This is a genomic window from Knoellia aerolata DSM 18566, from assembly GCF_000768695.1.
Lineage (GTDB): Bacteria > Actinomycetota > Actinomycetes > Actinomycetales > Dermatophilaceae > Knoellia > Knoellia aerolata.
In genome coordinates this window covers 1-22,189 of the sequence record NZ_AVPL01000058.1, presented here as the reverse complement: position 1 = coordinate 22,189, position 22,189 = coordinate 1, and the positions used below count along the sequence as shown (strand labels likewise).

General features: G+C 72.2%; 22 protein-coding genes and 1 pseudogene. 8 read left to right on the top strand and 15 right to left on the bottom strand.

Going from position 1 to position 22,189, the window contains the following annotated elements; all coding sequences use genetic code 11:
- Positions 1–33: 33 nt before the first annotated feature.
- The 3 genes from N801_RS15860 to acs all read right to left on the bottom strand — a co-directional run bounded on the left by N801_RS15860 (position 34) and on the right by acs (position 3,992).
- Positions 34–420 (bottom strand): phage holin family protein, encoded by a 387-nt coding sequence (locus N801_RS15860; protein WP_035939891.1) that lies wholly within the window; start codon positions 418–420, stop codon positions 34–36.
- A gap of 49 nt (positions 421–469) precedes the next feature.
- Positions 470–1,828, bottom strand: coding sequence for a Na+/H+ antiporter NhaA (gene nhaA, locus N801_RS15855; RefSeq protein WP_035939889.1), 1,359 nt, complete (start codon positions 1,826–1,828; stop codon positions 470–472).
- Positions 1,829–2,012: 184 nt separating this feature from the next.
- Complete coding sequence (acs, locus tag N801_RS15850) at positions 2,013–3,992, bottom strand: acetate--CoA ligase (RefSeq protein ID WP_156996813.1); 1,980 nt, start codon at positions 3,990–3,992, stop codon at positions 2,013–2,015.
- A gap of 366 nt (positions 3,993–4,358) precedes the next feature.
- On the opposite strand from acs, the gene N801_RS15845 reads away from it, so the two are divergent.
- The gene (locus N801_RS15845) at positions 4,359–5,252 is read left to right on the top strand and encodes a phenylalanine 4-monooxygenase (protein ID WP_035939886.1); all 894 of its coding nucleotides are present in this window, start codon (positions 4,359–4,361) and stop codon (positions 5,250–5,252) included.
- Between the two features lie 72 nt (positions 5,253–5,324).
- Here the strand turns inward: N801_RS15845 and N801_RS15840 are convergent, their stop codons facing one another.
- The 3 genes from N801_RS15840 to N801_RS15830 all read right to left on the bottom strand — a co-directional run bounded on the left by N801_RS15840 (position 5,325) and on the right by N801_RS15830 (position 8,045).
- Positions 5,325–5,861, bottom strand: coding sequence for an AMIN-like domain-containing (lipo)protein (locus tag N801_RS15840; RefSeq protein ID WP_035939883.1), 537 nt, complete (start codon positions 5,859–5,861; stop codon positions 5,325–5,327).
- Positions 5,862–6,056: 195 nt separating this feature from the next.
- Positions 6,057–7,700, bottom strand: a complete 1,644-nt coding sequence (locus tag N801_RS15835) for a monocarboxylic acid transporter (RefSeq protein ID WP_035939882.1) — start codon at positions 7,698–7,700, stop codon at positions 6,057–6,059.
- Positions 7,701–7,703: 3 nt separating this feature from the next.
- Positions 7,704–8,045 carry a DUF485 domain-containing protein gene (locus N801_RS15830; protein WP_035939880.1) on the bottom strand — a complete coding sequence of 114 codons (342 nt, stop codon included), beginning with the start codon at positions 8,043–8,045 and terminating at the stop codon, positions 7,704–7,706.
- Positions 8,046–8,267: 222 nt separating this feature from the next.
- Here N801_RS15830 and N801_RS15825 point away from each other — a divergent pair, with 222 nt between their 5' ends.
- A complete protein-coding gene (locus N801_RS15825; RefSeq protein WP_084109111.1) occupies positions 8,268–8,774 on the top strand; it encodes a GNAT family N-acetyltransferase in 507 nt (168 codons plus the stop codon).
- 21 nt (positions 8,775–8,795) lie between these two features.
- Here the strand turns inward: N801_RS15825 and N801_RS15820 are convergent, their stop codons facing one another.
- Together N801_RS15820 and N801_RS15815 are read right to left on the bottom strand one after the other, a co-directional pair.
- Positions 8,796–9,320, bottom strand: coding sequence for a TetR/AcrR family transcriptional regulator (locus N801_RS15820; protein ID WP_156996811.1), 525 nt, complete (start codon positions 9,318–9,320; stop codon positions 8,796–8,798).
- Positions 9,317–9,835: an SRPBCC domain-containing protein gene (locus N801_RS15815; RefSeq protein WP_084109108.1), complete on the bottom strand. Its 519-nt coding sequence runs from the start codon at positions 9,833–9,835 to the stop codon at positions 9,317–9,319. The genes N801_RS15820 and N801_RS15815 overlap by 4 nt, the downstream gene beginning before the upstream one ends.
- A gap of 131 nt (positions 9,836–9,966) precedes the next feature.
- On the opposite strand from N801_RS15815, the gene tdh reads away from it, so the two are divergent.
- Both tdh and N801_RS15805 read left to right on the top strand, forming a co-directional pair.
- On the top strand, positions 9,967–11,007 hold the full coding sequence (tdh, locus tag N801_RS15810) for an L-threonine 3-dehydrogenase (RefSeq protein WP_035939900.1): 1,041 nt from the start codon (positions 9,967–9,969) through the stop codon (positions 11,005–11,007).
- A 147-nt stretch (positions 11,008–11,154) separates the two neighbouring features.
- Positions 11,155–12,357, top strand: coding sequence for a glycine C-acetyltransferase (locus N801_RS15805; RefSeq protein ID WP_035939877.1), 1,203 nt, complete (start codon positions 11,155–11,157; stop codon positions 12,355–12,357).
- A gap of 10 nt (positions 12,358–12,367) precedes the next feature.
- On the opposite strand, the gene N801_RS15800 is transcribed toward N801_RS15805, so the two are convergent.
- The 7 genes and pseudogenes from N801_RS15800 to N801_RS15775 all read right to left on the bottom strand — a co-directional run bounded on the left by N801_RS15800 (position 12,368) and on the right by N801_RS15775 (position 17,981).
- The gene (locus N801_RS15800; RefSeq protein ID WP_035939875.1) at positions 12,368–12,859 is read right to left on the bottom strand and encodes a heme-degrading domain-containing protein; all 492 of its coding nucleotides are present in this window, start codon (positions 12,857–12,859) and stop codon (positions 12,368–12,370) included.
- Positions 12,860–12,960: 101 nt separating this feature from the next.
- On the bottom strand, positions 12,961–13,413 hold the full coding sequence (gene arr, locus N801_RS22005) for an NAD(+)--rifampin ADP-ribosyltransferase (protein WP_245618479.1): 453 nt from the start codon (positions 13,411–13,413) through the stop codon (positions 12,961–12,963).
- Positions 13,414–13,527: 114 nt separating this feature from the next.
- Positions 13,528–13,881 (bottom strand): annotated as a pseudogene (locus N801_RS22000) (putative immunity protein); the annotation flags it as partial.
- Positions 13,882–13,969: 88 nt separating this feature from the next.
- Positions 13,970–15,502: a sodium/solute symporter gene (locus N801_RS15790; protein WP_035939870.1), complete on the bottom strand. Its 1,533-nt coding sequence runs from the start codon at positions 15,500–15,502 to the stop codon at positions 13,970–13,972.
- Positions 15,499–15,891, bottom strand: coding sequence for a DUF485 domain-containing protein (locus tag N801_RS15785; protein ID WP_035939867.1), 393 nt, complete (start codon positions 15,889–15,891; stop codon positions 15,499–15,501). Before N801_RS15785 ends, N801_RS15790 begins: the two co-directional genes overlap by 4 nt.
- A 2-nt stretch (positions 15,892–15,893) precedes the next feature.
- Entirely contained in the window at positions 15,894–16,703 is an 810-nt protein-coding gene (locus N801_RS15780) for a LytR/AlgR family response regulator transcription factor (RefSeq protein WP_035939865.1), read from the bottom strand.
- A gap of 84 nt (positions 16,704–16,787) precedes the next feature.
- Entirely contained in the window at positions 16,788–17,981 is a 1,194-nt protein-coding gene (locus tag N801_RS15775) for a sensor histidine kinase (protein ID WP_084109105.1), read from the bottom strand.
- Between the two features lie 93 nt (positions 17,982–18,074).
- Here N801_RS15775 and N801_RS15770 point away from each other — a divergent pair, with 93 nt between their 5' ends.
- The 4 genes from N801_RS15770 to N801_RS15755 form a co-directional block, all read left to right on the top strand.
- A complete protein-coding gene (locus tag N801_RS15770) occupies positions 18,075–18,884 on the top strand; it encodes a thioesterase family protein (protein WP_035939862.1) in 810 nt (269 codons plus the stop codon).
- An 11-nt stretch (positions 18,885–18,895) separates the two neighbouring features.
- Positions 18,896–19,750: a Fic family protein gene (locus tag N801_RS15765; RefSeq protein ID WP_035939860.1), complete on the top strand. Its 855-nt coding sequence runs from the start codon at positions 18,896–18,898 to the stop codon at positions 19,748–19,750.
- A 543-nt stretch (positions 19,751–20,293) separates the two neighbouring features.
- A complete protein-coding gene (locus N801_RS19935; RefSeq protein WP_156996810.1) occupies positions 20,294–21,004 on the top strand; it encodes a CpaE-like family protein in 711 nt (236 codons plus the stop codon).
- On the top strand, positions 21,001–22,189 hold a 1,189-nt coding region (locus N801_RS15755; RefSeq protein ID WP_052113196.1), incomplete at its 3' end, for a TadA family conjugal transfer-associated ATPase. The genes N801_RS19935 and N801_RS15755, both read left to right, overlap by 4 nt.

Below are 22,189 nucleotides of genomic sequence, written 5' to 3'. Positions count from 1 at the left end.
GGCGACCAAGGTTGCGGACGCTGCGCCCGGGGGTCAGGACTTGAGCGTGGCCATCGTCTGCTTGGCCTCGGCGATGGCGCGCGACGGGGCGGGCTTGGCCTTCTCGAGGGCCTTCTTGCCGAGGAGGCCGAGCACGCCGGCGACGACGAAGAGGAGGAGCGTGACGATGCCGTAGCTCGCCGAGATCGGCAGCCAGATGTCGAGGACCCGCGCGAGGGTGTGGAACAGGAAGATGAGGCCGAGCAGGCCGAGGAACGCCGCCCCGCCGAGCAGCCCGGCACCCTTGCCCATGACCTTGGCGCCCGAGGACACCTCGGCCTTGGCCAGCGCGATCTCGCTGCGGACGATGCCCTGCACGTCGTGGGTGGCGTCCGCGACGAGCTGGCCGACGGTCCGCTCGGGTCCGGTCTGGGTTGTCATGCTGTTCACCTTCGCAGGTCAGGAGGGGGGAAAGCGACTTGGCCCGACCTTACCCAGTGGGGCCGGGCTCGATGTGGCCCGTCCGGGCGCCACGCTCCTCGAAGGCGTCGGGCACCCCGTCGGCGTCGTGGTCGACCTGGTCCTCGAGGTGGATCCTGCGGTAGACGGCGTTCCTCCGCCGCAGCACCGCCGAGGCCAGGACCGCCGCGACCACGGACCCGACGATGATCGCCAGCTTGGCGTGCTCGTCGCGGTCGGAGCCCGGACCGAACGCGAGCTCGCCCACGAGCAGGGACACGGTGAACCCGATGCCGGTGAGCAGGGACAGACCCACGACGTCGCTCCAGGCCAGGTCGTCGTCGAGCTCGGCCCGGGTGAACTTCGCCATGACGAACGTGCTGCCGAGGACTCCGACGAGCTTCCCGAGCACCAGGGCGAGGACGATGCCGATCGCCACGGGGTCGCGCAACGCCTCGCCCAGGCCGCCCCCGATGACCGTCACCCCGGACGCGAAGAAGGCGAAGACGGGCACCGCGAAGCCGGCCGACAGCGGACGCAGCCGGTGCTCGAAGCGGTGTGCGACGTCCACCTCCGCCGGCAGGGTCGAGATCCTCGGGACCTTGGCACGCGGCTTGACCGGCACGACGAGGCCGAGCAGCACGCCGGCGACGGTCGCGTGGATCCCCGAGGCGTGGACGAGCGTCCAGGTCGTGAGGGCCAGCGGCACGAGCAGCCACACGACGACGATCCGACGCTGCACGAGGAACGCGAAGACCCCGAGCGGGAGCAGCGCCAGGAGCAGGGGCACGACCTCGAGACCCTCGGTGTAGAAGAGGGCGATGATCGTGATGGCGATGAGGTCGTCGACGACGGCGAGGGTCAGCAGGAAGGCTCGCAGGCCCGACGGGAGATGCGACCCGATGACGGCGAGCACGGCCAGCGCGAAGGCGATGTCGGTGGCCGTGGGGATCGCCCACCCCCGAAGGTCGGAGGAGCTGCCGCCGGCGGCGAGGACCGTGACCACGAAGAAGGCGGCCGGAACCACCACGCCGGCGATGGCGGCGATGACCGGGACCGCCGCCTTGGCCGGGGTCCGCAGGTCGCCGACGAGGAACTCACGCTTGAGCTCGAGCCCGGCGACGAAGAAGAAGATCGCGAGGAGCCCGTCAGCGGCCCAGTGGCCGAGCGTCAGCTCCAAGTGCCAGGGCTCGTAACCGACGGAGGTGTCGCGCAGGCCGGCATACGCCTCACGCCAGGGCGAGTTGGCCCAGACGAGAGCGGCGACGGCCGCGACGAGGAGGATCGCCCCGCCCACGGTCTCGGTGCGCAGGGCGCGCGTGACGGTTTGGTTCTCCGTCCACGAAGGCCGTCGGAACAGGCGGTCCTTCGAGGGTGTGGGGGCGCTCATGGTGCCTTCCGGGGTCGACGACGATGTTGCCGACCAGACTTCCCGGCGCACCAGTCGTCCACTTTACCGACCGCGCGAGGGTGCGATGGCCACCGAGACCAGCAGGACGCGATGAGGCGAGCACCCCGGGGGTGCTCGCCTCATCCACTCCTGCTCGCGCCGCCGACGGGCGGAGCCTCGGCCGTCAGTCGGAGGGAGCCTTCATGCCCTGCGAGATGAGGTTCATGACCGAGGAGTCGGCCAGCGTGGTCACGTCGCCGACCTCGCGGTTCTCGGCGACGTCCTTGAGCAGGCGGCGCATGATCTTGCCGGAGCGCGTCTTGGGCAGCTCGGCGACGATCATGATCGAGCGCGGCTTGGCGATCGGGCCGATCTCCTTGGCGACATGGTCGCGCAGCTCCTTGACGAGGTCGGCGCCCTCACCCTCCTCGTCCGCGCGCTCGACGTACTCCGAGCGCAGGATCGCGAACGCGACGACGGCCTGGCCGGTCGTCTCGTCGGACGCGCCCACGACGGCAGCCTCGGCGACCGCCGGGTGCGACACGAGGGCCGACTCGATCTCGGCCGTCGAGAGCCGGTGGCCCGAGACGTTCATGACGTCGTCGACGCGGCCCAGGAGCCAGATGTTGCCCTTCTGGTCGTACTTCGCGCCGTCGCCGGCGAAGTAGTACTTCTCGCCGAAGCGGCTCCAGTAGGTCTCCTTGTAGCGCTCGGGGTCGCCCCAGATGCCGCGGAGCATGCCGGGCCACGGCTTGGTGAGCACGAGGTAGCCGACCTTGTCGGCCTCGGTGAACGGCTTGCCGTCGTCGTCGAGGATCTCGGCGCTGATGCCGGGGATCGGCCGCTGCGCGGAGCCGGGCTCGAGGGTGGTGACGCCGGGCAGCGGGCTGATCATGATCCCGCCGGTCTCGGTCTGCCACCACGTGTCGACGATCGGGGCCTTCTCGCCGCCGATGTTCTTGCGGTACCAGAGCCACGCCTCGGGGTTGATGGGCTCGCCGACCGACCCGAGGACGCGGATCGAGGACAGGTCGAACTTCGCGGGGATGTCGTCGCCCCACTTCATGAACGTCCGGATCGCCGTGGGTGCGGTGTAGAGGATCGAGACCTTGTACTTCTCGATGATCTCCCACCACCGCCCCTGGTGCGGGGTGTCCGGGGTGCCCTCGTAGAGCACCTGGGTCGCGCCGTTGGCGAGCGGCCCGTAGACGATGTACGAGTGGCCGGTGACCCAGCCGATGTCGGCGGTGCACCAGTAGACGTCGCTCTCCGGGTGCACGTCGTGGACGACGGAGTTCGTGTATGCCGCTTGGGCCAGGTAGCCGGCCGTCGTGTGGAAGATGCCCTTCGGCTTCCCCGTGGTCCCGGACGTGTAGAGGATGAAGAGCGGGTGCTCGGACTCCATCGGCTCGGGCGTGTGCTCGGTGCTCTGGCCGTCCACGAGGTCGTGCCACCAGATGTCGCGGCCCTCGGTCCACGCGATCTCGGACTCGGTCCGCCTGACGACGAGGACCTTCTCCACGGAGGTGCTGCCCCCGTCGAGGGCGGCGTCGACCGCGGGCTTGAGCGGGGCGGCCTTGCCGCGCCGCCACTGGCCGTCGGCGGTGACGACGACCTTGGCCTCGGCGTCGTCGATGCGGGTGCGCAGCGCCTCGGCGGAGAAACCGCCGAAGATCACCGAGTGCGGGGCGCCGAGGCGGGCGCAGGCGAGCAGCGTCGCGATGGCCTCGGGGATCATCGGGAGGTAGACGGCGACACGGTCGCCCTTGGTGACGCCGAGCTCGGTGAGGGCGTTGGCCGTGCGGCAGACGTCGTCCTGGAGCTGGGCATAGGTGATGGTGCGGGAGTCGCCGCCCTCACCCTCGAAGTGGATCGCCACGCGGTCGCCGTTGCCGGCCTCGACGTGGCGGTCGACGCAGTTGTACGCGACGTTGAGCTCGCCGCCGACGAACCACTTCGCGAACGGGGCCTCGCTCCAGTCCAGCGTGGTGCCGAAGTCCGTGCTCCACGTGAGGCGCTCGCGGGCCTGCCTGGCCCAGAAGGCCTCGTAGTCCGCGTCGGCCTCGGCGTAGAGGGCCTCGGTGCCGTTGGCGTTCGCGGCGATCTCCTCGCTCGGGGACAGGTCGAGCTCGGCCAGGTGGCTGGAGAGGTTCTCGTCGGTCACAGCAGGCTCCTCGTCGTTGGGGATGGCGGCGCTGCACCCAGCCAACCGCGTCTGCCCCCGCGCATCAACACCGGGTCGGTCCGCGGTCGACGGGAGGTGGGTGCCCTGCGGCGGGCGGTGTCACCGCGTGCGACGAGCGGACGGTGTGAGGTGGGCCGGCGCCGCCACCGGGCGCAGATCGCGCCGGTCCAGCCCCGACGCTGGACCCGGTCGGACGGGTGCCACGCTTGGTGGACAAAGTGCCCGGTATGCCGGCCCTGCCGCTGGTCGGAACGTGCACTCGGTGCCCAGCGTGTTCGGCAACGGTTCCGCTTTGCCCATCGACCTGTTTCCCTGTGGTCAGGACGATCCACAAGGAGGTGGGCCATGTTTGACGAGGGACAGCTGTACTCACCGGTGACCCAGCACGACGACGGGACCGTCGAGGTGCACCTGAGTGACAACCACCCGGGGCGCAACGACGCCGCCTACCTGGAGCGTCGCGGGGAGATCGCCGGGGCGGCCCTGGCCTGGACCCGCGGCGAGCCGATCCCGCAGATCGCGTACACCGAGGCCGAGCACGAGATCTGGCGGACCGTGAGCCACGAGCTTGCTCCCAAGCACGACAAGTACGCGCACGGCGAGTACCTGCGGGCCAAGCACGCGTTGGCGCTGCCGACCGAGCAGGTGCCGCAGCTCGACGAGGTCACCGCCCTGCTCGAGCCGATCACGAGCTGGACCTACATCGCCGCCCCGGGCCTCGTGCCGCTGCGGGAGTTCTACGGGGACCTCGGGTCGCGCACGTTCAACTCGACCCAGTACCTCCGGCACGGCAGCCAGCCGCTCTACACCCCCGAGCCGGACATCATCCACGAGGTCATCGGGCACGGGAACCAGCTCGCGTCCCCGCGGTTCGCCCGGATCACCGAGGCTGCCGGACAGGCGTCGCTGCGGCTCGAGACGGACGAGGCGATGAAGTTCGTCGCGGACGTCTTCTGGTTCTCGATGGAGTTCGGCATCATGCGCGAGCACGGTGAGGTCAAGGCCTACGGGGCCGGCATCCTCAGCAGCTACGGCGAGATGGACGAGTTCACCCACATGGAGCACCGGCCGCTCGACCTGGCCGACATGGGCACGCTCAACTACGACATCACGGCGTACCAGCCGGTGCTGTTCTGCGCCGAGAGCCTCGAGCAGCTCGAGGACGTCGTGGGGTCCTTCTTCGAGACCGTGGACGACGACCTCGCGGCCCGACTCCGCGCCGAGGCCGCCGCCGACTGATGGCGCAAGACGGTCACGCCTCGCCGGCTCGCGCCGACGGGGCGTGACCGTTCTGCGCCATCAGTCGTCAGGTCACCAGCGGTGGGCGACGTCGATGACGAGCCGGCTGGTGCGGGTCGCGGTGTCGTTGAGCGTGAACACGCGGAACGGCAGGCGGGCCCGGACGCCCAGGCCGACGGTGCTCTGGCCCTCGAACGACCCGGCCCACACGACCTGGCGGAACGTCGTGAAGCCCGAGACGTTGGGCATGGCCGGCGGGGTGGTGTAGCGGCTGCCGAGCGTGATGATCTGCAGCTTGGCGCCCCCCGCGGTGGGGATGACGTTGCCCGACCCGTCCGCCGTGATCTGCGGGACGTAGCGGACGTAGTACCCGGTCGCCGGCCCCTTGTGGTCGATGACGAGGCGGTCGTAGCAGGTGTGCCGGCCGGCGCGCACCCCGGTGACGGTCGGGGCCGTGCTGACCGACGACGACTTGGCGAGCGAGCCCCAGTAGATGCCGCAGTACGGAGCGGCGGTGGCGCTCGACGCGGCGACGGCGGCGGGAGCGGTGGCGGCGGCGACGCCCAGGGCGAGGGCGGCGGCGGTGCGGCGAAGGGTCGTGCGGTTCATGGTGTCCTCCTGGTCGGTGTGGCTACCGGGAAGACGCGCGAGCGCTCACCCCGGTTGACCCGTCAGGAGACACGAGCGCCGCCCCAGAGACGTCGGGAGCGGCGCGGACGGCATACGACGTGGTTGCGTCCGCAACCCTGGTCGTGAAGGTGACCAGGGTTGCGGACGCAGGAACCGCGGAGGTGGAGCTGCCGATCAGTGGTCGAGCGCCTTGCCGACACCGTGACCGGTGAGGCTGCGCACCTCCATCTCGGCGTACTTCTGCGCGTTGTACTCCTTGCTCGAGATGGTGCCGAGCCAGCCGAGGAAGAACGCCAGCGGGATCGTCACCAGCCCCGGGTTGTCCAGGGGGAACCACGAGAAGTCGACCGTCGGGTCGGTGATCATCGACGGGGACGGGCCGCCCTCGACGAGCGGGGGCTTGCCCGAGACGACCGGGCTGAAGATGATCAGGCCGATGGTCGAGAGGAGGCCGCCGTAGATGGACCACAGCGCGCCGCGGGTGTTGAAGCGCTTCCAGAACAGCGAGTACAGGATCGTCGGCAGGTTCGCGGACGCCGCGACGGCGAACGCGAGAGCCACGAGGAACGCGATGTTCTGGCTCTTGGCGAACATGCCACCGAGGATGGCGATGACGCCGATCGCGACCGCGGAGATGCGGGCGACCCGGACCTCCTGGTCGGAGGTCGACTTGCCGCGGGTGATGACCTCCTTGTAGATGTCGTGCGCGAAGGTCGCACTCGCGGTGATCGTCAGGCCGGCGACGACCGCGAGGATCGTCGCGAACGCGATCCCCGAGACGATGCCGAGGAACGGGCTGCCACCGAGCTCGAAGGCGAGCAGGGGAGCGGCCGCGTTGGCCTTGCCAGGAGCGGCGTTGATGGTCTCCGCACCGACGAGGGCGCCGGCGCCGTAGCCGACGACGAGGGTGAGCAGGTAGAAGCCACCGATGAGCCAGATGGCCCACTCGACCGACTTGCGGGCCTGCTTGCTCGTCGGCACGGTGTAGAACCGCTGGAGGACGTGCGGGAGGCCGGCGGTGCCGAGGACGAGCGCGAGCGACAGCGAGATGAAGTCGATCTTCGTCGTCGTGTTGACGCCGTACTTGAGGCCGGGCTCGAGCAGCTTCTCGCCCGCCTTCGGGTTGTTGTCGACCGCGGCCTGCATGAGCCCGGAGAGGTTGAAGCCGTACTTGCCGAGCACCCAGACCGTCATGATCGCCGTGGCGGCGATGAGGAGGACGGCCTTGATGATCTGCACCCAGGTCGTGCCACGCATGCCGCCGATGAGCACGTAGGCGATCATCACGAAACCGACGACGGCGATGACGACGTTCTGCGCGCCCTCGCCCTCGATGCCGAGCAGGAGCGAGACGAGTCCACCGGCGCCGGCCATCTGGGCGAGCAGGTAGAAGAACGACACCGCGAGCACCGACGTGGCGGTCGCGATGCGGACCGGGCGCTGCTTGAGGCGGTAGGACAGCACGTCGGCCATGGTGAGCCGGCCGGTGTTGCGCATGAGCTCGGCGACGAGCAGGAGCGCGACGAGCCACGCGACGAGGAAGCCGATCGAGTAGAGGAAGCCGTCGTAGCCCTGGAGGGCGATCGCACCGGCGATGCCGAGGAACGACGCCGCCGACAGGTAGTCACCGGCGATGGCGACACCGTTCTGGCGACCGGAGAAGCCACCGCTCGCGGTGTAGAACTCGCCGGCGCTCTTCTTCCCGCTGGCCACCTTGATGATGACGACGAGGGTGACGAGGACGAAGCCGATGAAGATGGCGATGTTGAGCGTGGGGGAGCCGACCTGCGTCGCCTCGGTGGGGATGAGGGAGGTCATGTCTCAGTGCTCCTTCGCGCCGTCGAGGGTCGCACCGATGGCGTCCGCCAGCGGGTCGAGCTCGCTGTTGGCCCAGCGGGCGTAGATGATCGTGATCGCGAACGTCGTGACGAACTGTCCGAGACCGAACAGCAGGCCGATGTTGACGTTGCCGAAGACCTTCGTGCCCATGAAGCCGGGCGCGAAGATCGAGAGCAGGACGTAGACGAAGTACCAGACGAGGAAGAACGCCGTCATGGGGAAGACGAAGCCGCGGAACTTGCGGCGCAGCGCCTGGAACTCGTCGGTGGTCTGCATGGCGACGTAGGGGTCCTCGTCGCCACGTATGCGAGCGTCGTTGCTCACGGGTGCACCTCCAGTAGTCGGTCCCGGCCGGGATCCGGGTCACCCCACACTGTCGGTCCTCGGGTATGACGTCCGCACGCCCGGGCGGCCGCCTCGCGCCGGGCGGACGGGCACCTTCGCCCGGTGGCGGGCGGGCGGTCGACGAGCGGCAGGTGAGGTGCGACGAGCGGTCGCGGACGGCATACGGAGGTCGGTCGGTCCTCGGAGGCGGAGTGGGGTTGGATGGCGGGTGTGGAGATCGACCGGGCCGGGGTGGAGATCGTCGACGTGCCGTTCGTGGACGAGCGCGTGCAGCGGCTCGTCGACGAGGTGCAGTCGCACTACGTCGTGATCTACGGGACCCCCGACGAGTCGCCGGTGGACCCGCTGGAGTTCACCCCGCCGGGCGGGCGCTTCGTGCTGGCGCTGCTCGACGGCGAGCCGGTCGCGATGGGCGGGTGGCGGTGGCGGCGGGACCTCGCCGGGCGGTTCGAGGGGGCGCTCGTGGGTGAGATCAAGCGGATGTTCGTGTCGCCGTTCGCCCGGGGCAGGGGGGTGGCACGGCGGGTGCTCGCGCACCTCGAGGACTCGGCGCGGGCCGAGGGCGTGGAGCGGCTCGTCCTCGAGACGGGGACCATGCAGCCCGACGCGATGGGGCTGTACGAGGCGGCGGGCTATGAGCGCGTCGTGCCGTTCGGCCACTACGCCAGGTCACCGTTCGTCCGCTGCTACGGCAAGGTCCTGCGCTGACCCCGGGCGGGAGGGCGGCGCTCAGCTGAAGTGCCGCACCAGCTCGCGCCAGGTGGCCTCGGGGGCGGCGCCCGTGGGGAAGCGCCCGTCGAGCTCGAGGACGACCATGCCGTGCACGGCGGCCCAGAGCGCCTGCGCGCGGTGAGGGTCGCCGGTGGCCTCGAGGAAGGGGCTCCCCGACCAGTCCTCGAGCCCCGGCGGCAGTGCGGCGCGGTCGAGCGGTCCGCTCGTGGAGAGCCGGTAGAGCTGCGGGTGGGCCGTCGCCACGTCGCGGTAGCGACGGACCAGGGCGGCCACGGTGGTGACCGGCCGCACCGCCTCCCCGAACTCCTTGAGCGCGAGGGCGGCGAGCTGGCCCCGGAGGGCCTCCTTGCTCGCGAAGTGCTTGTAGAGCGAGGGCGCCGCGATGTCCAGCTCGTCAGCGAGGGTGCGCATGGTGAGCGCCTCCCAGCCCTGCCGCTCGAGGACGGCACGCGCCGCCGCGAGGACCTCACGAGCCCGCGGGGTGAGGAGCCGCGTGGGGTCGAGCTCCTCGGGGCAGGTCACCGGGCGATGCTAGCGGTGGCTTCGACGCGGTCCCGGAGTGCGGCGTTCATCGCGGCGAAGTCGTCGCCCACGTCGATCGCCGAACCGACGAGCGGCACGAGGACGCCGGAGAACGTCTCCGCCTGGGTGAGCCGGGTGCCGCCGGGGATCGGCTCCAGCGTGAAGGAGTGCTCGCCGTCGAGGAGGCCGGGCACGAGGACCCGCCCGAGCCAGCGCAGCTCGGTCCCCGGCTTCGCGGCGAGCACGGTCGGCGTGAAGGTCATCGCCCTGCCCGCGGCCGGGTGGATCTCGACGACGATCCGGTCGCCCGTGCGCGCTATCCCCTCCACCTCGCGGATGAACGGGTTCCATGAGGGGTATGCCGCGAAGTCCGTCAGCGTGGCCCACACCTGAGCGGGTGGGGCGGCGATGTCGACGGAACGCGCGACCCGCCGCTCACGGTGGAGGAGGGTGGCGGTCAGGGTGAGGGTCGCGACGACGGCGGTGGTGACGAGGGCGATGCGCTGGGCGGTCATGTCGGCTCCTGTGTGCTCGGGGCGTGGTGGTGGGCGTTCGTGGGCTAACGCTGTTAGCCAACTTTAGGCTAACAGCGTTAGCCGGTCAAGCCGTCCGACCTTCGTGGTCCGAGGGCGGCATGATGGTCGACGTGCGCGCCCTCGTGAAGACCGAAGCCGGCCCGGGACTCCAGCTCATCGACGTCCCCGAGCCGTCGTGCGGTGATGCCGACGTCAAGATCCGCGTCCTGCGAGCAGGCCTGTGCGGCACCGACCTCCACCTCGAGCAGTGGGACGACTGGGCGGCGTCGGTGGTCCAGGCGCCCATGACGATCGGCCACGAGTTCTACGGCGAGGTCGTCGAGGTGGGCTCGCTCGTCGACCACATCTGCGTGGGTGACCGCGTCTCGGGGGAGGGCCACCTCGTCTGCGGGAACTGCCGCAACTGTCGCGCCGGTCGACGCCACCTGTGCATCAAGACCGTCGGGGTCGGCGTCAACCGCGACGGCGCGTTCGCCGACCACGTCGTCATCCCCGCCATGAACGCCTGGGTGCAGCCGGCCGACCTCGACCCGGACCTCGGCGCGATCTTCGACCCGCTCGGCAACGCGACCCACACGGCACTGCAGTGGCCGATGGTCGGTGAGGACGTCGTCGTCACCGGGGCCGGGCCCATCGGCGTCATGGCCGTGGCGATCGCCCGGCACGCCGGCGCCCGTAGGATCGCCGTCACCGACCTGAGCGACGAGCGGCTCGCGCTCGCCAAGGGGGCGGGCGCCGACCTCTGCGTCAACGTCGCCCGGGGCGAGACGCTGGCCTGGGCGCAGGAGCAGCTCGGGATGCTCGAGGGTTTCGACATCGGCCTCGAGATGTCCGGGGCGCCGCGGGCCGTCGAGGACATGCTCGCCAACCTCAACCACGGCGCCCGGGTCGCGATGCTCGGGCTGCCCAAGGACCCCTACCCCATCGACTGGGGGCGGGTCATCACGCACATGATCACGATCCGCGGGATCTACGGGCGAGAGATGTTCGAGACCTGGTACCTCATGGGCTCGATGCTCGCGACGAGCCCGGCACTGCGCGACGCGGTGCAGTCGGTCATCACGCACCGGTTCCCCGCGGAGGAGTGGGAGCGTGGGTTCGAGGTGGCGCGGTCCGGCAGGTGCGGCAAGGTCGTCCTCGACTGGTCCTGACGGCCGACCCGACCGGAGGAGACGGTGAGGGTCCGGAGGGAACGGTTCCCTCCGGACCCTCACGCTTTCCTCATGGGGAGCGAAAGCTGGGGAGGGCGGACGGCATACGCTGGCTGGCGTCTGCCACAAGCGAACGAGAGGTGTGCCGTGTACGGATCGGTGAAGGACGAGCTCGCCGCGACGCTGGCCGAGATCGAGGCGGCCGGTCTCTACAAGCGGGAGCGCGAGCTGACCACGCCCCAGTCCTCGCACGTCGGCACGAGCGGCGGCGAGGCGCTGAACTTCTGCGCCAACAACTACCTCGGCTTCGCGGACCACCCCGACGTCGTGGAGGCGTCGAAGGCGGCGCTGGACGAGTGGGGCTTCGGGATGGCGTCGGTGCGGTTCATCTGCGGGACGCAGACGCAGCACTCGCTCCTCGAGCGACGGCTCAGCCAGTTCCTCGACATGGAGGCGACGATCCTCTACTCGTCGTGCTTCGACGCCAACGGCGGTGTCTTCGAGGTGCTGTTCGGGGCCGAGGACGCGATCATCAGCGACGAGCTCAACCACGCGTCGATCATCGACGGCATCCGGCTGAGCAAGGCGCAGCGCTACCGCTACAGGAACGCCGACATGGCGGACCTGCGGACCCAGCTCGAGGCCGCGGTCGCGGCGGGTGCCCGTCGGAAGGTCGTCGTCACCGACGGCGTCTTCTCGATGGACGGCTTCTACGCGCCGCTCGACGAGATCTGCGACCTCGCGGACGAGTTCGAGGCGATGGTCCTCGTCGACGACTCGCACGCGGTGGGGTTCGTGGGGGCGAACGGACGCGGCACGCCGGAGCTGTTCGGGGTGCAGGACCGCGTCGACATCGTCACGGGCACCCTCGGCAAGGCGCTGGGCGGGGCCTCCGGTGGCTACGTCTCGTCACACCAGGAGGTCGTGGACCTGCTGCGCCAGCGCTCGCGTCCCTACCTGTTCTCGAACTCGGTGGCACCCGGCGTGGTGGCGGGCTCCCTCAAGGCCATCGAGCTCGTCGACTCGTCCAGCGAAGCGCGAGAGACTTTGCAGCGCAACACCTCCCTCTTCCGCGAGCTGATGACCGACGCGGGCTTCGAGCTGCTCCCGGGATCGCACCCGATCACGCCCGTGATGTTCCCCGGCGACGACGGTGCGCGCATCGCCGCGGAGGTCGCGGACCGGATGCTCGCCGACGGGGTCTACGTCATCCCGTTCTCGTTCCCGGTCGTGCCGAAGGGAAAGGCGCGGATCCGCGTGCAGCTGTCGGCGGCCCACTCCGAGGAGGACGTGCGCCGCTGCGTCGACGCCTTCGTCAGGGCACGCGAGGTCGACGCCCAGGCACCCTGAGCGCGGGCGGTCATCCCTGCGGGGAGTCCAGGTGCTCGCGGAGGACGCGCACGACAAAGTCGTGGTCGGCCCGCTGCGGCAGTCCCGACACCCCGATCCACCCGACGACCCCGGAGTCGTGGGTGCGCAGCGGGAAGGCGCCGCCGGCGGCCGCGTACTCCTCCGCCGGCAGGAGGAACTTCTCCGCCAGCGTCGTGCCGAGATCCCGGCAGAGCTGGCCCATGTAGAGCGAGGAGTGCTCGAAGCGCGTCACCACCCGGCCCTTGCGCTGCAGCCACGCATCGTTGTCCGCGGTCGAGCCGGGCAGGGCGCTGTGGAAGAGCTGGTGCTGGCCCCGCCAGATGCCGACGACGACGGGGAGCTCGTCGGCCCACGCGGCGTCCGCCGCCCGCCTTCCGAGGTCGTACGCGGACCTCTCCGTCAGGGCAGGAAGGACGAGCTCGCTCTCGTGCCGGGCCAGCTCGGCCAGGGTCGGCCATCCGTCCGTGGTGGTCGTGGTCACTGTGCGGTCCTCCCGTGGGGGCGCTCGGAGCGTGCGAGCCTGCGCGGAGCGTATCCATGCGATGTCACGCCGGGCAACGACGCAGGGCCGCGGCCCCGGCGTCAGTCGTCCATCGCCTCGATGCCGAGCTCGGCCAGCTCCCCCATGCTGGCCCGCATCCGCCTGACCAGCTCCGGCGGCGGCGGGGTCCAGTCGCTCAGCTCCTCGACGACCCGCAGCGGCTCGGTGGTCCGGTAGGACCGGGTCGGGTTGCCCGGGAAGCGCTTGTCGGTGACGTTCGGGTCGTCCTCGATGGTGCCGAGCGGCTCCACCCGGTAGACCCGGCCGGGGCCCTCGCCCCGCGCGAGCGCGGCCGCGAGCGGGGCGCCCTCGCGGCTGGCCGTGAGATAGATGTGCCTGGACTGACGCCTCGACCCGTAGTTCGACCGCCAGCCCGGAGTGAGCAGGTCGCCGGGACGCAGGTCGGCCCTCGTGCCGTGGAAGAACGGTCCGGGGTCGTCCACCACGCGCGGCGGCGGCGGGGGGTCACGAAGCAGGCTGTCGAGTCGATGCATCAGGGCCGCCACCCGGTCCCGCCCCTCCGGCGCGCGGGGGTAGCGGTCGAGGACCGCGCGCACGACCGGTGTGGCTCGCGTGGCGGCGCCGCTGAGGACGTACTCGGCGACCACCGCGTCGTCACCTCGCGCGATCTCGGCTGCGCGGGCGGCGTGGGCCGCCGCACCGAGGATGTGGCGCAGCTGGGTCGACCTCGGCAAGGGGTGGAGGTATGCCGCCGCTGCCGCGTCCCCCGCGGCGGTCGCCGCGTGCCGGGCGGCGTCGGTCGCCGCGTCCCTGGCCGCGCGATGGGCCTCGGCCGCGGCGGTGCGCTGGAGCCGCGAGCGGGCAGCCCCCTGTGCGAAGACCCGTGCGGCCCGGATCGCCTCCGCCGGGCGCGGGTCGTCCGGGTGCGGACGCTGGTAGAGGACGAGCACGGGTTCGGCGCAGGCCGCGGCAAACCCGGCGACGGCGCGCAGGTCGTCCATCGCCAGCCCGACGTCACCCGAGCGTCCCTCCATCGCTTCGATTCTGGCACAGCGCGACCGGGGATCCGGGGGGCAGGAAGGACGCCCGTCAGTCGATGAGGCGGCTGTGGTCGAGGTGGATGCGCTCGGGCGTGTGGAGCCTCACCATGACCCGGGTCGTGTCGCGCGGCACCGAGCCCGGCGTCGCGAGCGACACCACGACAGCGACACTGAACGCGAGCGGGGTGCACCAGGCGGCGGGGTTCGCGAGCAGGGCCCCGGCCCACCCGGACAGGGGAGCGGCCACCACCGTGGCCGTGGCCGCTGCCGTCGCCGCCACCGCACCGACGATGAACCCGGCGGCCGCGCCCGCGCGGCTGAGCCGGCGCCACCAGACCCCGAGCATGAGCAGTGGCGCGAAGGTCGCCGCCGCCAACGAGAAGGCGAACCCGACGGTCGTCGCGATCCCGATGGGCTCCATCCAGCGCGACAGGCCGAACGGGATGATGACGGCGACGGCGGCCGCGACCCGGAAGCCGCCGAAACCCATCGCGTCACCGCCGGTGAGGCGTGCCAGCCGCGGCCGGATGAACTCCTGGTGCAGCACCCCGGTCACCGACATCGCCAGGCCCGAGGCCGTCGACAGCAGGGCCGCGAACGCCCCCCCGGCCAGCATCGCGGTGAGCACGTCGCCGCCGATCCCCTCGACCACCTGCCCCGGCAGCTGCAGGACGATCGTGTCGGACCGGACCCCCGTCGGCAGCGACGGCAGGTGCACGCGGCCCAGCGCGGCATACACCGGCGGCAGGAGGTAGAACGCGCCGAGCAGCGCGACCACGGTGACGGTCGTGCGCCGCGCCGCGACCCCGTCGGGGTTGGTGTAGTAGCGCACGAGGACGTGCGGCAGCCCCATCGTGCCGAGGCACAGCGCCACCATCATCGACGCCGAGCGGTACACGGGGTGGTCGTCACCGGAGACCGCGACGAACGGCTCCGCCCACGACACCGGGACCTCCGGAGTCGCTGAGCCGGAACGCATCCAGAGGGCGAGCAGCACGAACGCGGGAACGGCCAGGGCGGTGAGCTTGATCCAGTACTGCACCGCCTGGACGAACGTGATCGACCGCATCCCGCCAGCGCCGACGGCCAGCGCGACGACGACCGCGACGATGAGCGCCCCGACCCACTGGGGCGCTCCGGTCACCAGCTGCAGCGCCAGCCCGGCACCCTGGAACTGGGGCACGAGGTACAGCCAGCCGATGGCGACGACGAGCAGCGCCGCGAGCCGCCGGATCCCGATCGACCCCAGCCGGGCCTCGGCGAAGTCCGGCAACGTGTACGCCCCCGAACGCCGCATCGGCGCCGCGACCATGACGAGCAGGACGAGGTAGCCCACGGTGTATCCGACGGGCAGCCAGAGCAGGTCCACGCCCTCGTCGTAGATCAGCCCCGCGACGCCGAGGAACGAGGCGGCGGAAAGGTACTCACCCGAGATCGCGCTCGCGTTGAGCCGCGGCGACACCGTCCGGCCGGCGACGTAGAAGTCCGACGTCCGCCGTGACAGGCGCAGCCCGAGGCCGCCGACGGCGACGGTGGTGAGGCACACGAGCGTCACGGCGATGATCGAGAACGTCTGGGTCACGACGGTTCCGACCGTGGCGACACGACGTCGGCGAACTCCGCCTCGATCCGTTCGGCCTGTCGCACATAGGTTCTCGCCGTCAGCCACGTCGCTGGGTAGATTGCCACCCCGAGGACGAGCCACGGCAGCGGCAGCCCGAACAGCACCGTCGTCCGCGCCGCCGGCACCGCGATGAGCAGCACGGAGAAGCCCGCGACGGCGAGGACGAGGGCACTCAGGACGCTGAGGCTGAGCCGCAGCTGGGCCCGCATCAGCCCGGCGAGGTAGACGTCGCCGAGCTCGGTCTGCTCGTCGAGGTCGGTGGCAAGCGGTCGGCTGCGGCCGGCGACCGCGCTCCGGCGGGAGCTCGTGACCCGCACCCGCGCGGGGACCCCGCCACGGTCGGCCATGCTCAGTCGCCGCCGGGGGAGGAGCGCCGTTCGCCCAGGGGCCGCCGGAGCAGCAGGTCGCGAAGAGCGCGCGTGTGCCGCCTGCTCACCTGGAGCTCGATGTCTCCGATGAGGACCGAGCACCGTCCGTGGTCCATCCGGACCTCGGTGACGTGGGCCAGCGCGACGAGGGTGGAGCGGTGGATCCGGACGAAGCCGTGCTCGCCCCACTTGTCCTCGAGGACCGCGAGGGGGACGCGGATGAGGTGGCTGGCCTCGCCCGTGTGCAGCCGCGCGTAGTCACCCGAGGCCTGCGCGTAGCGGATCTGCGACCGGGAGATGAACCGCGTGACGCCGCCGAGCTCCACGGGGATCGTCTCGTCCTCCTCGACCGGTCCGGGCTCGGGGACGGGAGCGCGGGTCCCACGCTCTGCGTGGGCCGGCATACCCGCCTCGTCCTGCTTGGCCACGACGCGACGCACGGCCTCCGCGAGCCGTTCGCCGCGCACCGGCTTCATGACGTAGTCGGTGACGGCCAGCGCGAAGGCGTCGACGGCGTGCTGCTCGTGCGCGGTCACGAAGACGAGCTGCGGCGGTGCGGCGAAGCGGGCGAGCACCCGGCCCAGGGCCATGCCGTCGAGGCCGGGCATCGAGATGTCGCTGAAGATGACGTCGATGTCGTGGACCTCGAGCATCTGGAGGGCCTCGGTCCCGCTCGTCGCCGTGAGGACCTCGCCGACCCGGTCGTCCTGGCTCAGCAGGAACCGGACCTCGGAGAGGGCGGGGAGCTCGTCGTCGACGACGAGGGCTCGCAGGGAGCCGTCAGGGGCCATGCGGCCGAGACTACCGAGCGGTCGGCGACACGGACCACGGCACGGCAGGCACGGCCGTCCCGATGAGGGAGACGGGTCACGTGCTCAGTCGGCGTGGACTCCCGGCGCGTACTTCGGCACGCGGAAGCTCACCCTCGTCCCGGCGCCGACGGCCGTCTCGACGACGAGCCCGAACTCGTCTCCGTACACCTGGCGGAGCCTGGCGTCGACGTTGCCGAGACCCACGGAGTCGGCCCGCGACTGGCCGTCGAGGATGCGCTGCACGAGCTCGGGTGAGGTCCCCACGCCGTCGTCCTCGATCGAGATCTCGGTCTCCGACCCCTGGTCGGACGCCGTGATGGTCACGTGCCCGATGCCCTCCTTGGTCGCGAGGCCGTGGCGCACGGCGTTCTCCACGAGGGGTTGCACGGCGAGGTAGGGGACCCGCACCGGGAGGACCTCGGGGGCGATGAGGAGGGAGACCTGGAGGCGCTCGCCGAACCGGGCCTGCTCGAGGACGAGGTAGCGCTCGACGTTGCGCAGCTCCTCGGCGAGCGTCGTGAAGGCGCCGCCCTCGCGCAGGGCGTAGCGGGTGAAGTCGGCGAACTCGAGCAGCAGCTCACGCGCCCGTTCGGGGTCGGTCCGCACGAACGACGCGATGGCGCCGAGGGAGTTGAAGATGAAGTGCGGGCTGATCTGCGCCCGCAGCGCCCGCAGCTCGGCCTCCATCGCGCGGGTGCGGGTGCGGCCGAGCTCGGCGACGTCGAGCTCGGCCGAGACCCAGCGGGCCAGCTCCCCGGTGGCCCGGGCCAGGCCTGCTGACGCGGCCGGGGCGTATGCCGTGAGCGTCCCGACGACCTTGCCCTCCGCGAGCAGGGGGGCGATGACCGCCGACCGGATGGGGCAGTCGGGGTCGCTGCAGGTGAGCACGTCGGACCCGAGCACGGTGAGCGTGCCCGAGAGCCGGGTGGCCGACGCGTGAGCGTGTGCGTCGGGTCCGTGGTGCTCGCCCGGCCCGGTCCACCCGAGCAGGCCGGCGCCGTCGCAGATGGCGACCGCCCGGGCCCCGAGGATGGAGAGCAGGTGCCGACCCGCCTTGTCGGCCGCGTCGGGGGTGAGCCCGTCACTGAGGTGGCGCGAGGCCAGGGACGCCGTGTGCAGGGTCTGGTAGGTCACCCGGTCGACCGTCGAGAGGAAGCCACGCCGCCGACCCCGGCCCGCGACCCACCGGAGGAGCCCCACGAGCAGCACCGCGGCGAGGACGACGACCGCCGTCGGCCAGTGCAGGGAGGACGCCATGGCCGCCACCCTAGGGCGGTGGCCCCTGACAAACGCTCGAGACCGGTCGACACCGCGCGACGCGGGCGGGACCGCCCGGCATACGCTCGCCGCATGACGGAGTTCGACGACCTGGTGCGGATCGAGGACGGCCGGGCGGACATCTCGCCCGGCTGGGTCGTGGGGGCGGCCGTCAACGGTGGTGCCCTCATGTCGCTCGCGACCCGGGCCGCCGTCGAGGCGACGGGCGCCGTCGACGCGCACACGGACCCGGTGGCCTTCAGCACGACGTTCCTCGCCGCCGTCCAACCGGGCGCCGTGGAGGTCGCGACCGAGGTGCTGCGTGCCGGGCGGTCCTTCTCGACGTGCGAGGTGACGCTGTCGCAGGGCGGGGTCGCGTGCGTCCGGCACAGCGCGACCTTCGCCGACCTCGACGTGCACAGCGAACCCGTCCACCGCGCGGAGACGCCGCCCGAGATGCCCGAGCCGGAGTCGTGCGCCCCGGCCGTGCGCGCCGGCTTCGCCGAGCAGATCACCATCCTCGACCGCCTCGACCTGCGGATCGACCCCGCCACGGTCGGCTGGGCGGTCGGCCAGCCGGCCCGCGACGGGGAGATGCGCGCCTGGATCCGGTTCGCCGACGGACGCGAGCCGGACACGACGGCGCTTCCGTTCTTCCTCGACGCGATGCCCCCGGTGACCTTCACCTTCGGCGCGCTCGGCTGGGCGCCGACCATCGCGTTCTCCGGTCACGTGCGGTCCCGCCCCGCCCCCGGCTGGCTGCGGATGCGGATCACGACCCGCAACGTCGTCGGCGGCCTCTTCGAGGAGGACGCCGTGATCTGGGACTCCCGGGACCGGGTCGTCGCCCAGTCTCGCCAGCTCGCGGGTGTTCGTATGCCGGCCGCTCCCGTCGCGTCGTAGGGCTCGCCACCGTGACCGACACGTCCGCGGACCTCACGTCCGCCGTCACCGCCCTCGCCGGGCTGCCCGGCGTCGCCGACCGGATCGACGCCGCCCGGGCGGCCTGCACCCAGCTGCGCTGGCACCACGCCCTGCGCCGGCGCATCCCGGAGGCCGCCGCCGAGTCCCGGGTGCGAGGTGCGTGGGCCAGCGGCGAGCTCGACGGCGCCCGGCTGTCGGTCGAGATCGTCCGCGACCTCATGCGCGGCGCCGTGACGTGGCACGACGACCCGGACCCGGTCGAACAGGTCATGCGGGGGGTCATCGCCGCGACCGCCGAGACCGAGCGACTGGGCCACGTCGTCCTCACCGCCCCGATGCAGGCCCTCGCCCGGCTCCACACCGCGGCCGCGGCAGGCCTCGTGCCCGACTCCGAGCTGGGCCGGCCGCGTCTGGACGGGGAGGACTGCCGCGAGTTCGTCGAGATCGGGGAGGCGCCGCCCGCCGCGGCCGCTCGTGCCCGGCTGCAGCGGGTCGTCGCCGTTCTCGCGCACACCCGCTCGCTGCCCGTGCCCGTCGTCGCGGCGCTGGTGCACGCCGAGATCGTCACGGCTCGCCCCTTCACCCGCGGCAACGGTGTCGTCGCCCGCGCCGCCGAGCGGGCCGTCGTCCAGGCGGGCGGCCTCGACCCGACGGGCGTCGCGGTCACCGAGGCGGGGCACGGCACGGGCGGTGGGCCGGCCTACCTCGGTGGGCTCACGGCATACACCCGTGGTGACGCGGCGGGGGTCGGGCTGTGGGTGACGCACTGCTGCGACGCCATCGTCGCCGGCGCGGCGGAGGGCGAGCGGATCGCCGACGCGGTGCTGGCCGGCCGCCTCTCCTGACCGTTTGTCAAGTCTTGTCCTCCCCACCCGAGGGGAGTACACATGAGCCATCGGACAGGCCCCCCGGGGAACCGACCGACCGATGAACAACCGCGAGACGCAACGGGTACCCACGCGCGGGCAGTCCACTGATGGACCGGTCTGTCCGGGCTTGACCCGGTACGACGGCAATGAATGTGCACGCTTGGTCGCCCTGCACGCTCGCGGCGGATGACGCCCCTCGCCCGAGGGGCGTCATCGTCGGGCTTGCCGTTGTGACCATTTCCCGGCTGGTTATGCGCGTTTGGTTGCACGCACCGCAGCGATGGGCAACGATGGAGCCATCGCTCCCCTTCGGGGTCGTAGCGAAGGGCGGTCCGGCTCCTCCCCCCCGGAGCCAGGCCCGCTCGACGGCCCCGGTCATCCCCCCGACCGGGGCCGTCGCCTGTCCCCGGGCAGGTCGCCGGGTCGCCGTCGTCCACAGCCGACTCCGGCCGTCCCGGCCGTCCACAGGCGGGCGGACCCGCGCTGGCGCCGGGGGTCGGCGGGCGTCACCGTCGGTGCATGACCCCACCCCAGACACCTCTCGTGGTCGTCCTCGGCGCCAGCGGCGGACTCGGTGCGTCGACCTGGTCCGCGGCCCTGGCCCGCCGGCTGTCCCTCCACCTCGGTGAGTGCGTGCTCGTCGACGCCGACCTGCGCGGCGGCGGGCTCGACATGACCTGCGGCATCGAGCACGTCCCCGGTCTGCGCTGGCCCGACCTCGCGCGGCTGCGCGGGACGACGTCGTGCGAGCGGCTCGTGGCCGCCCTGCCCACGGGTGAGGTCCCCGTCCTGTCGGCGGGCGGGCGGGGTGGCGCGGTCGTCGAGTCCGTCGTGGCCGACGTGCTGGACTCGCTGCGGGGGATCGTCCCGGTGGTCCTCGACGTGCCGGCCCGGGGTGGGGTCGGACCTGGGTTGTGGGCGGACGCGTCAGCGGTGCACGTCGTCGCGGGGGTGTCCGCGCGCCAGCTCGCCGACGTCGGTGTGGTGCTGAGCGAGCTCGAGGGGTCCGGGGTCGGGCTGGTGACCCGGTCGGACGGCGCCCTGCCGCCGGACTTCGACGAGGTCCTCGAGGAGCTGGGCCCTCCGCACCTGGCGCATGTCCGCACCGACCAGCGGGTGCGCCGTGACGGCGAGTGCGGGGAGTGGCCGGGGGCACGGGGGCCGTTGCGGGACAGCGCGGACCGGGTCGCCCTCGACCTCGTCGAGTTCCTCGCGGAGGGGGTGGCGTGACCTCCCGGGACGCCGCGCGCCGGGCCGGCGTCGACGCAGCCATCCGATCCGGCCGGCCGCCGGACGAACGGGTCATCGCCGAGCTCACCGGAGGGGTCGAGCTCGGAGTCGACGGTGCCGCCGAGGAGGGCGAGAGGCTGCGCGAGCAGGTCCTCGGGCTGGGCCCCCTGGCCATGTGGGTCGCCTGCGAGGACGTCACCGACGTCCTCGTCAACGGCGACGGCCGGGTGTGGGTGGACCGGGGCGGGGGACCGGAGGACACCGGGGTGTCGCTCGACGCCGATGCTGCGCGGGCGCTCGCCGTGAGGCTCGCCGGCCGGGCCCGACGCCGGCTTGACGACGCGCAGCCGTGGGTCGACGGCGTCCTCCCCGGCGGGGTGCGGCTGCACGCGGTCCTCCCGCCACTGGTCGAGACGGCGACGCACCTCAGCCTGCGCGTGCCACGACGCCAGCCGGTGGGGGTGGCCGGACTCCGGTCGCTGGGATCGGTGGGCGACGAGATGGCGGCGATGCTGCGGCGGGTGGTGGCGGCCCGGCTGTCGTTCCTCGTCGTCGGGGGGACGGGAGCCGGCAAGACGACGGTGCTCGGGGCCCTGCTGGCCGAATGCGGTCCCCGGGAGAGGCTCGTCGTCGTCGAGGACGTCCGCGAGCTGGCGCCACACCATCCGCACGTCGTGCGGCTCCAGGGCCGGACGCCCAACGTCGAGGGCGCCGGGGGCGTGACGATGGTCGACCTCGTGCGCCAGGCGCTGCGGATGAGACCTGACCGGCTCGTCGTCGGCGAGGTGCGTGGCGCCGAGGTCCGCGAGCTGCTGGCCGCCCTCAACACCGGTCACGAGGGCGGCGCCGGGACGCTGCACGCCAACGGGATCGACGAGACCCCGGCGCGGCTCGAGGCGCTGGGCGCCCTCGCGGGGCTCGGTCGGGAGGCGGTGCACGCGCAGCTCCGCGGGGCGGTCCAGGTCGTCGTCGACGTCGCGCGGGCCGGGCAGTCGCGCTACGTGCGCGCGCTCGGGGTGACCCGCTGGGACGGCGCCGAGGTCGTGGTCGACGAGGCCCTGGTCGTGGGCGCCGGTCCTCGCGGGGGTCACGGTGGGCCTGCTGGTGGTCGCGCGCGCGCTGGTGGTGGACGGGCGGGGGGCGCGCCGACTGGTGGCGCGCGGGCTGGTGGCGTCGACCCCGACG

Bases quoted from the DNA above. Each gene is read 5' to 3' on its own strand.
- N801_RS15860 (WP_035939891.1), bottom strand. From the start codon at position 420: ATGACAACCCAGACCGGACCCGAGCGGACCGTCGGCCAGCTCGTCGCG.
- nhaA (WP_035939889.1), bottom strand. From the start codon at position 1,828: ATGAGCGCCCCCACACCCTCGAAGGACCGCCTGTTCCGACGGCCTTCG.
- N801_RS15845 (WP_035939886.1), top strand. From the start codon at position 4,359: ATGTTTGACGAGGGACAGCTGTACTCACCGGTGACCCAGCACGACGAC.
- N801_RS15840 (WP_035939883.1), bottom strand. From the start codon at position 5,861: ATGAACCGCACGACCCTTCGCCGCACCGCCGCCGCCCTCGCCCTGGGC.
- N801_RS15835 (WP_035939882.1), bottom strand. From the start codon at position 7,700: ATGACCTCCCTCATCCCCACCGAGGCGACGCAGGTCGGCTCCCCCACG.
- N801_RS15825 (WP_084109111.1), top strand. From the start codon at position 8,268: ATGGCGGGTGTGGAGATCGACCGGGCCGGGGTGGAGATCGTCGACGTG.
- N801_RS15815 (WP_084109108.1), bottom strand. From the start codon at position 9,835: ATGACCGCCCAGCGCATCGCCCTCGTCACCACCGCCGTCGTCGCGACC.
- arr (WP_245618479.1), bottom strand. From the start codon at position 13,413: ATGCATCGACTCGACAGCCTGCTTCGTGACCCCCCGCCGCCGCCGCGC.
- N801_RS15785 (WP_035939867.1), bottom strand. From the start codon at position 15,891: ATGGCCGACCGTGGCGGGGTCCCCGCGCGGGTGCGGGTCACGAGCTCC.
- N801_RS15780 (WP_035939865.1), bottom strand. From the start codon at position 16,703: ATGGCCCCTGACGGCTCCCTGCGAGCCCTCGTCGTCGACGACGAGCTC.
- N801_RS15775 (WP_084109105.1), bottom strand. From the start codon at position 17,981: ATGGCGTCCTCCCTGCACTGGCCGACGGCGGTCGTCGTCCTCGCCGCG.
- N801_RS15770 (WP_035939862.1), top strand. From the start codon at position 18,075: ATGACGGAGTTCGACGACCTGGTGCGGATCGAGGACGGCCGGGCGGAC.
- N801_RS19935 (WP_156996810.1), top strand. From the start codon at position 20,294: ATGACCCCACCCCAGACACCTCTCGTGGTCGTCCTCGGCGCCAGCGGC.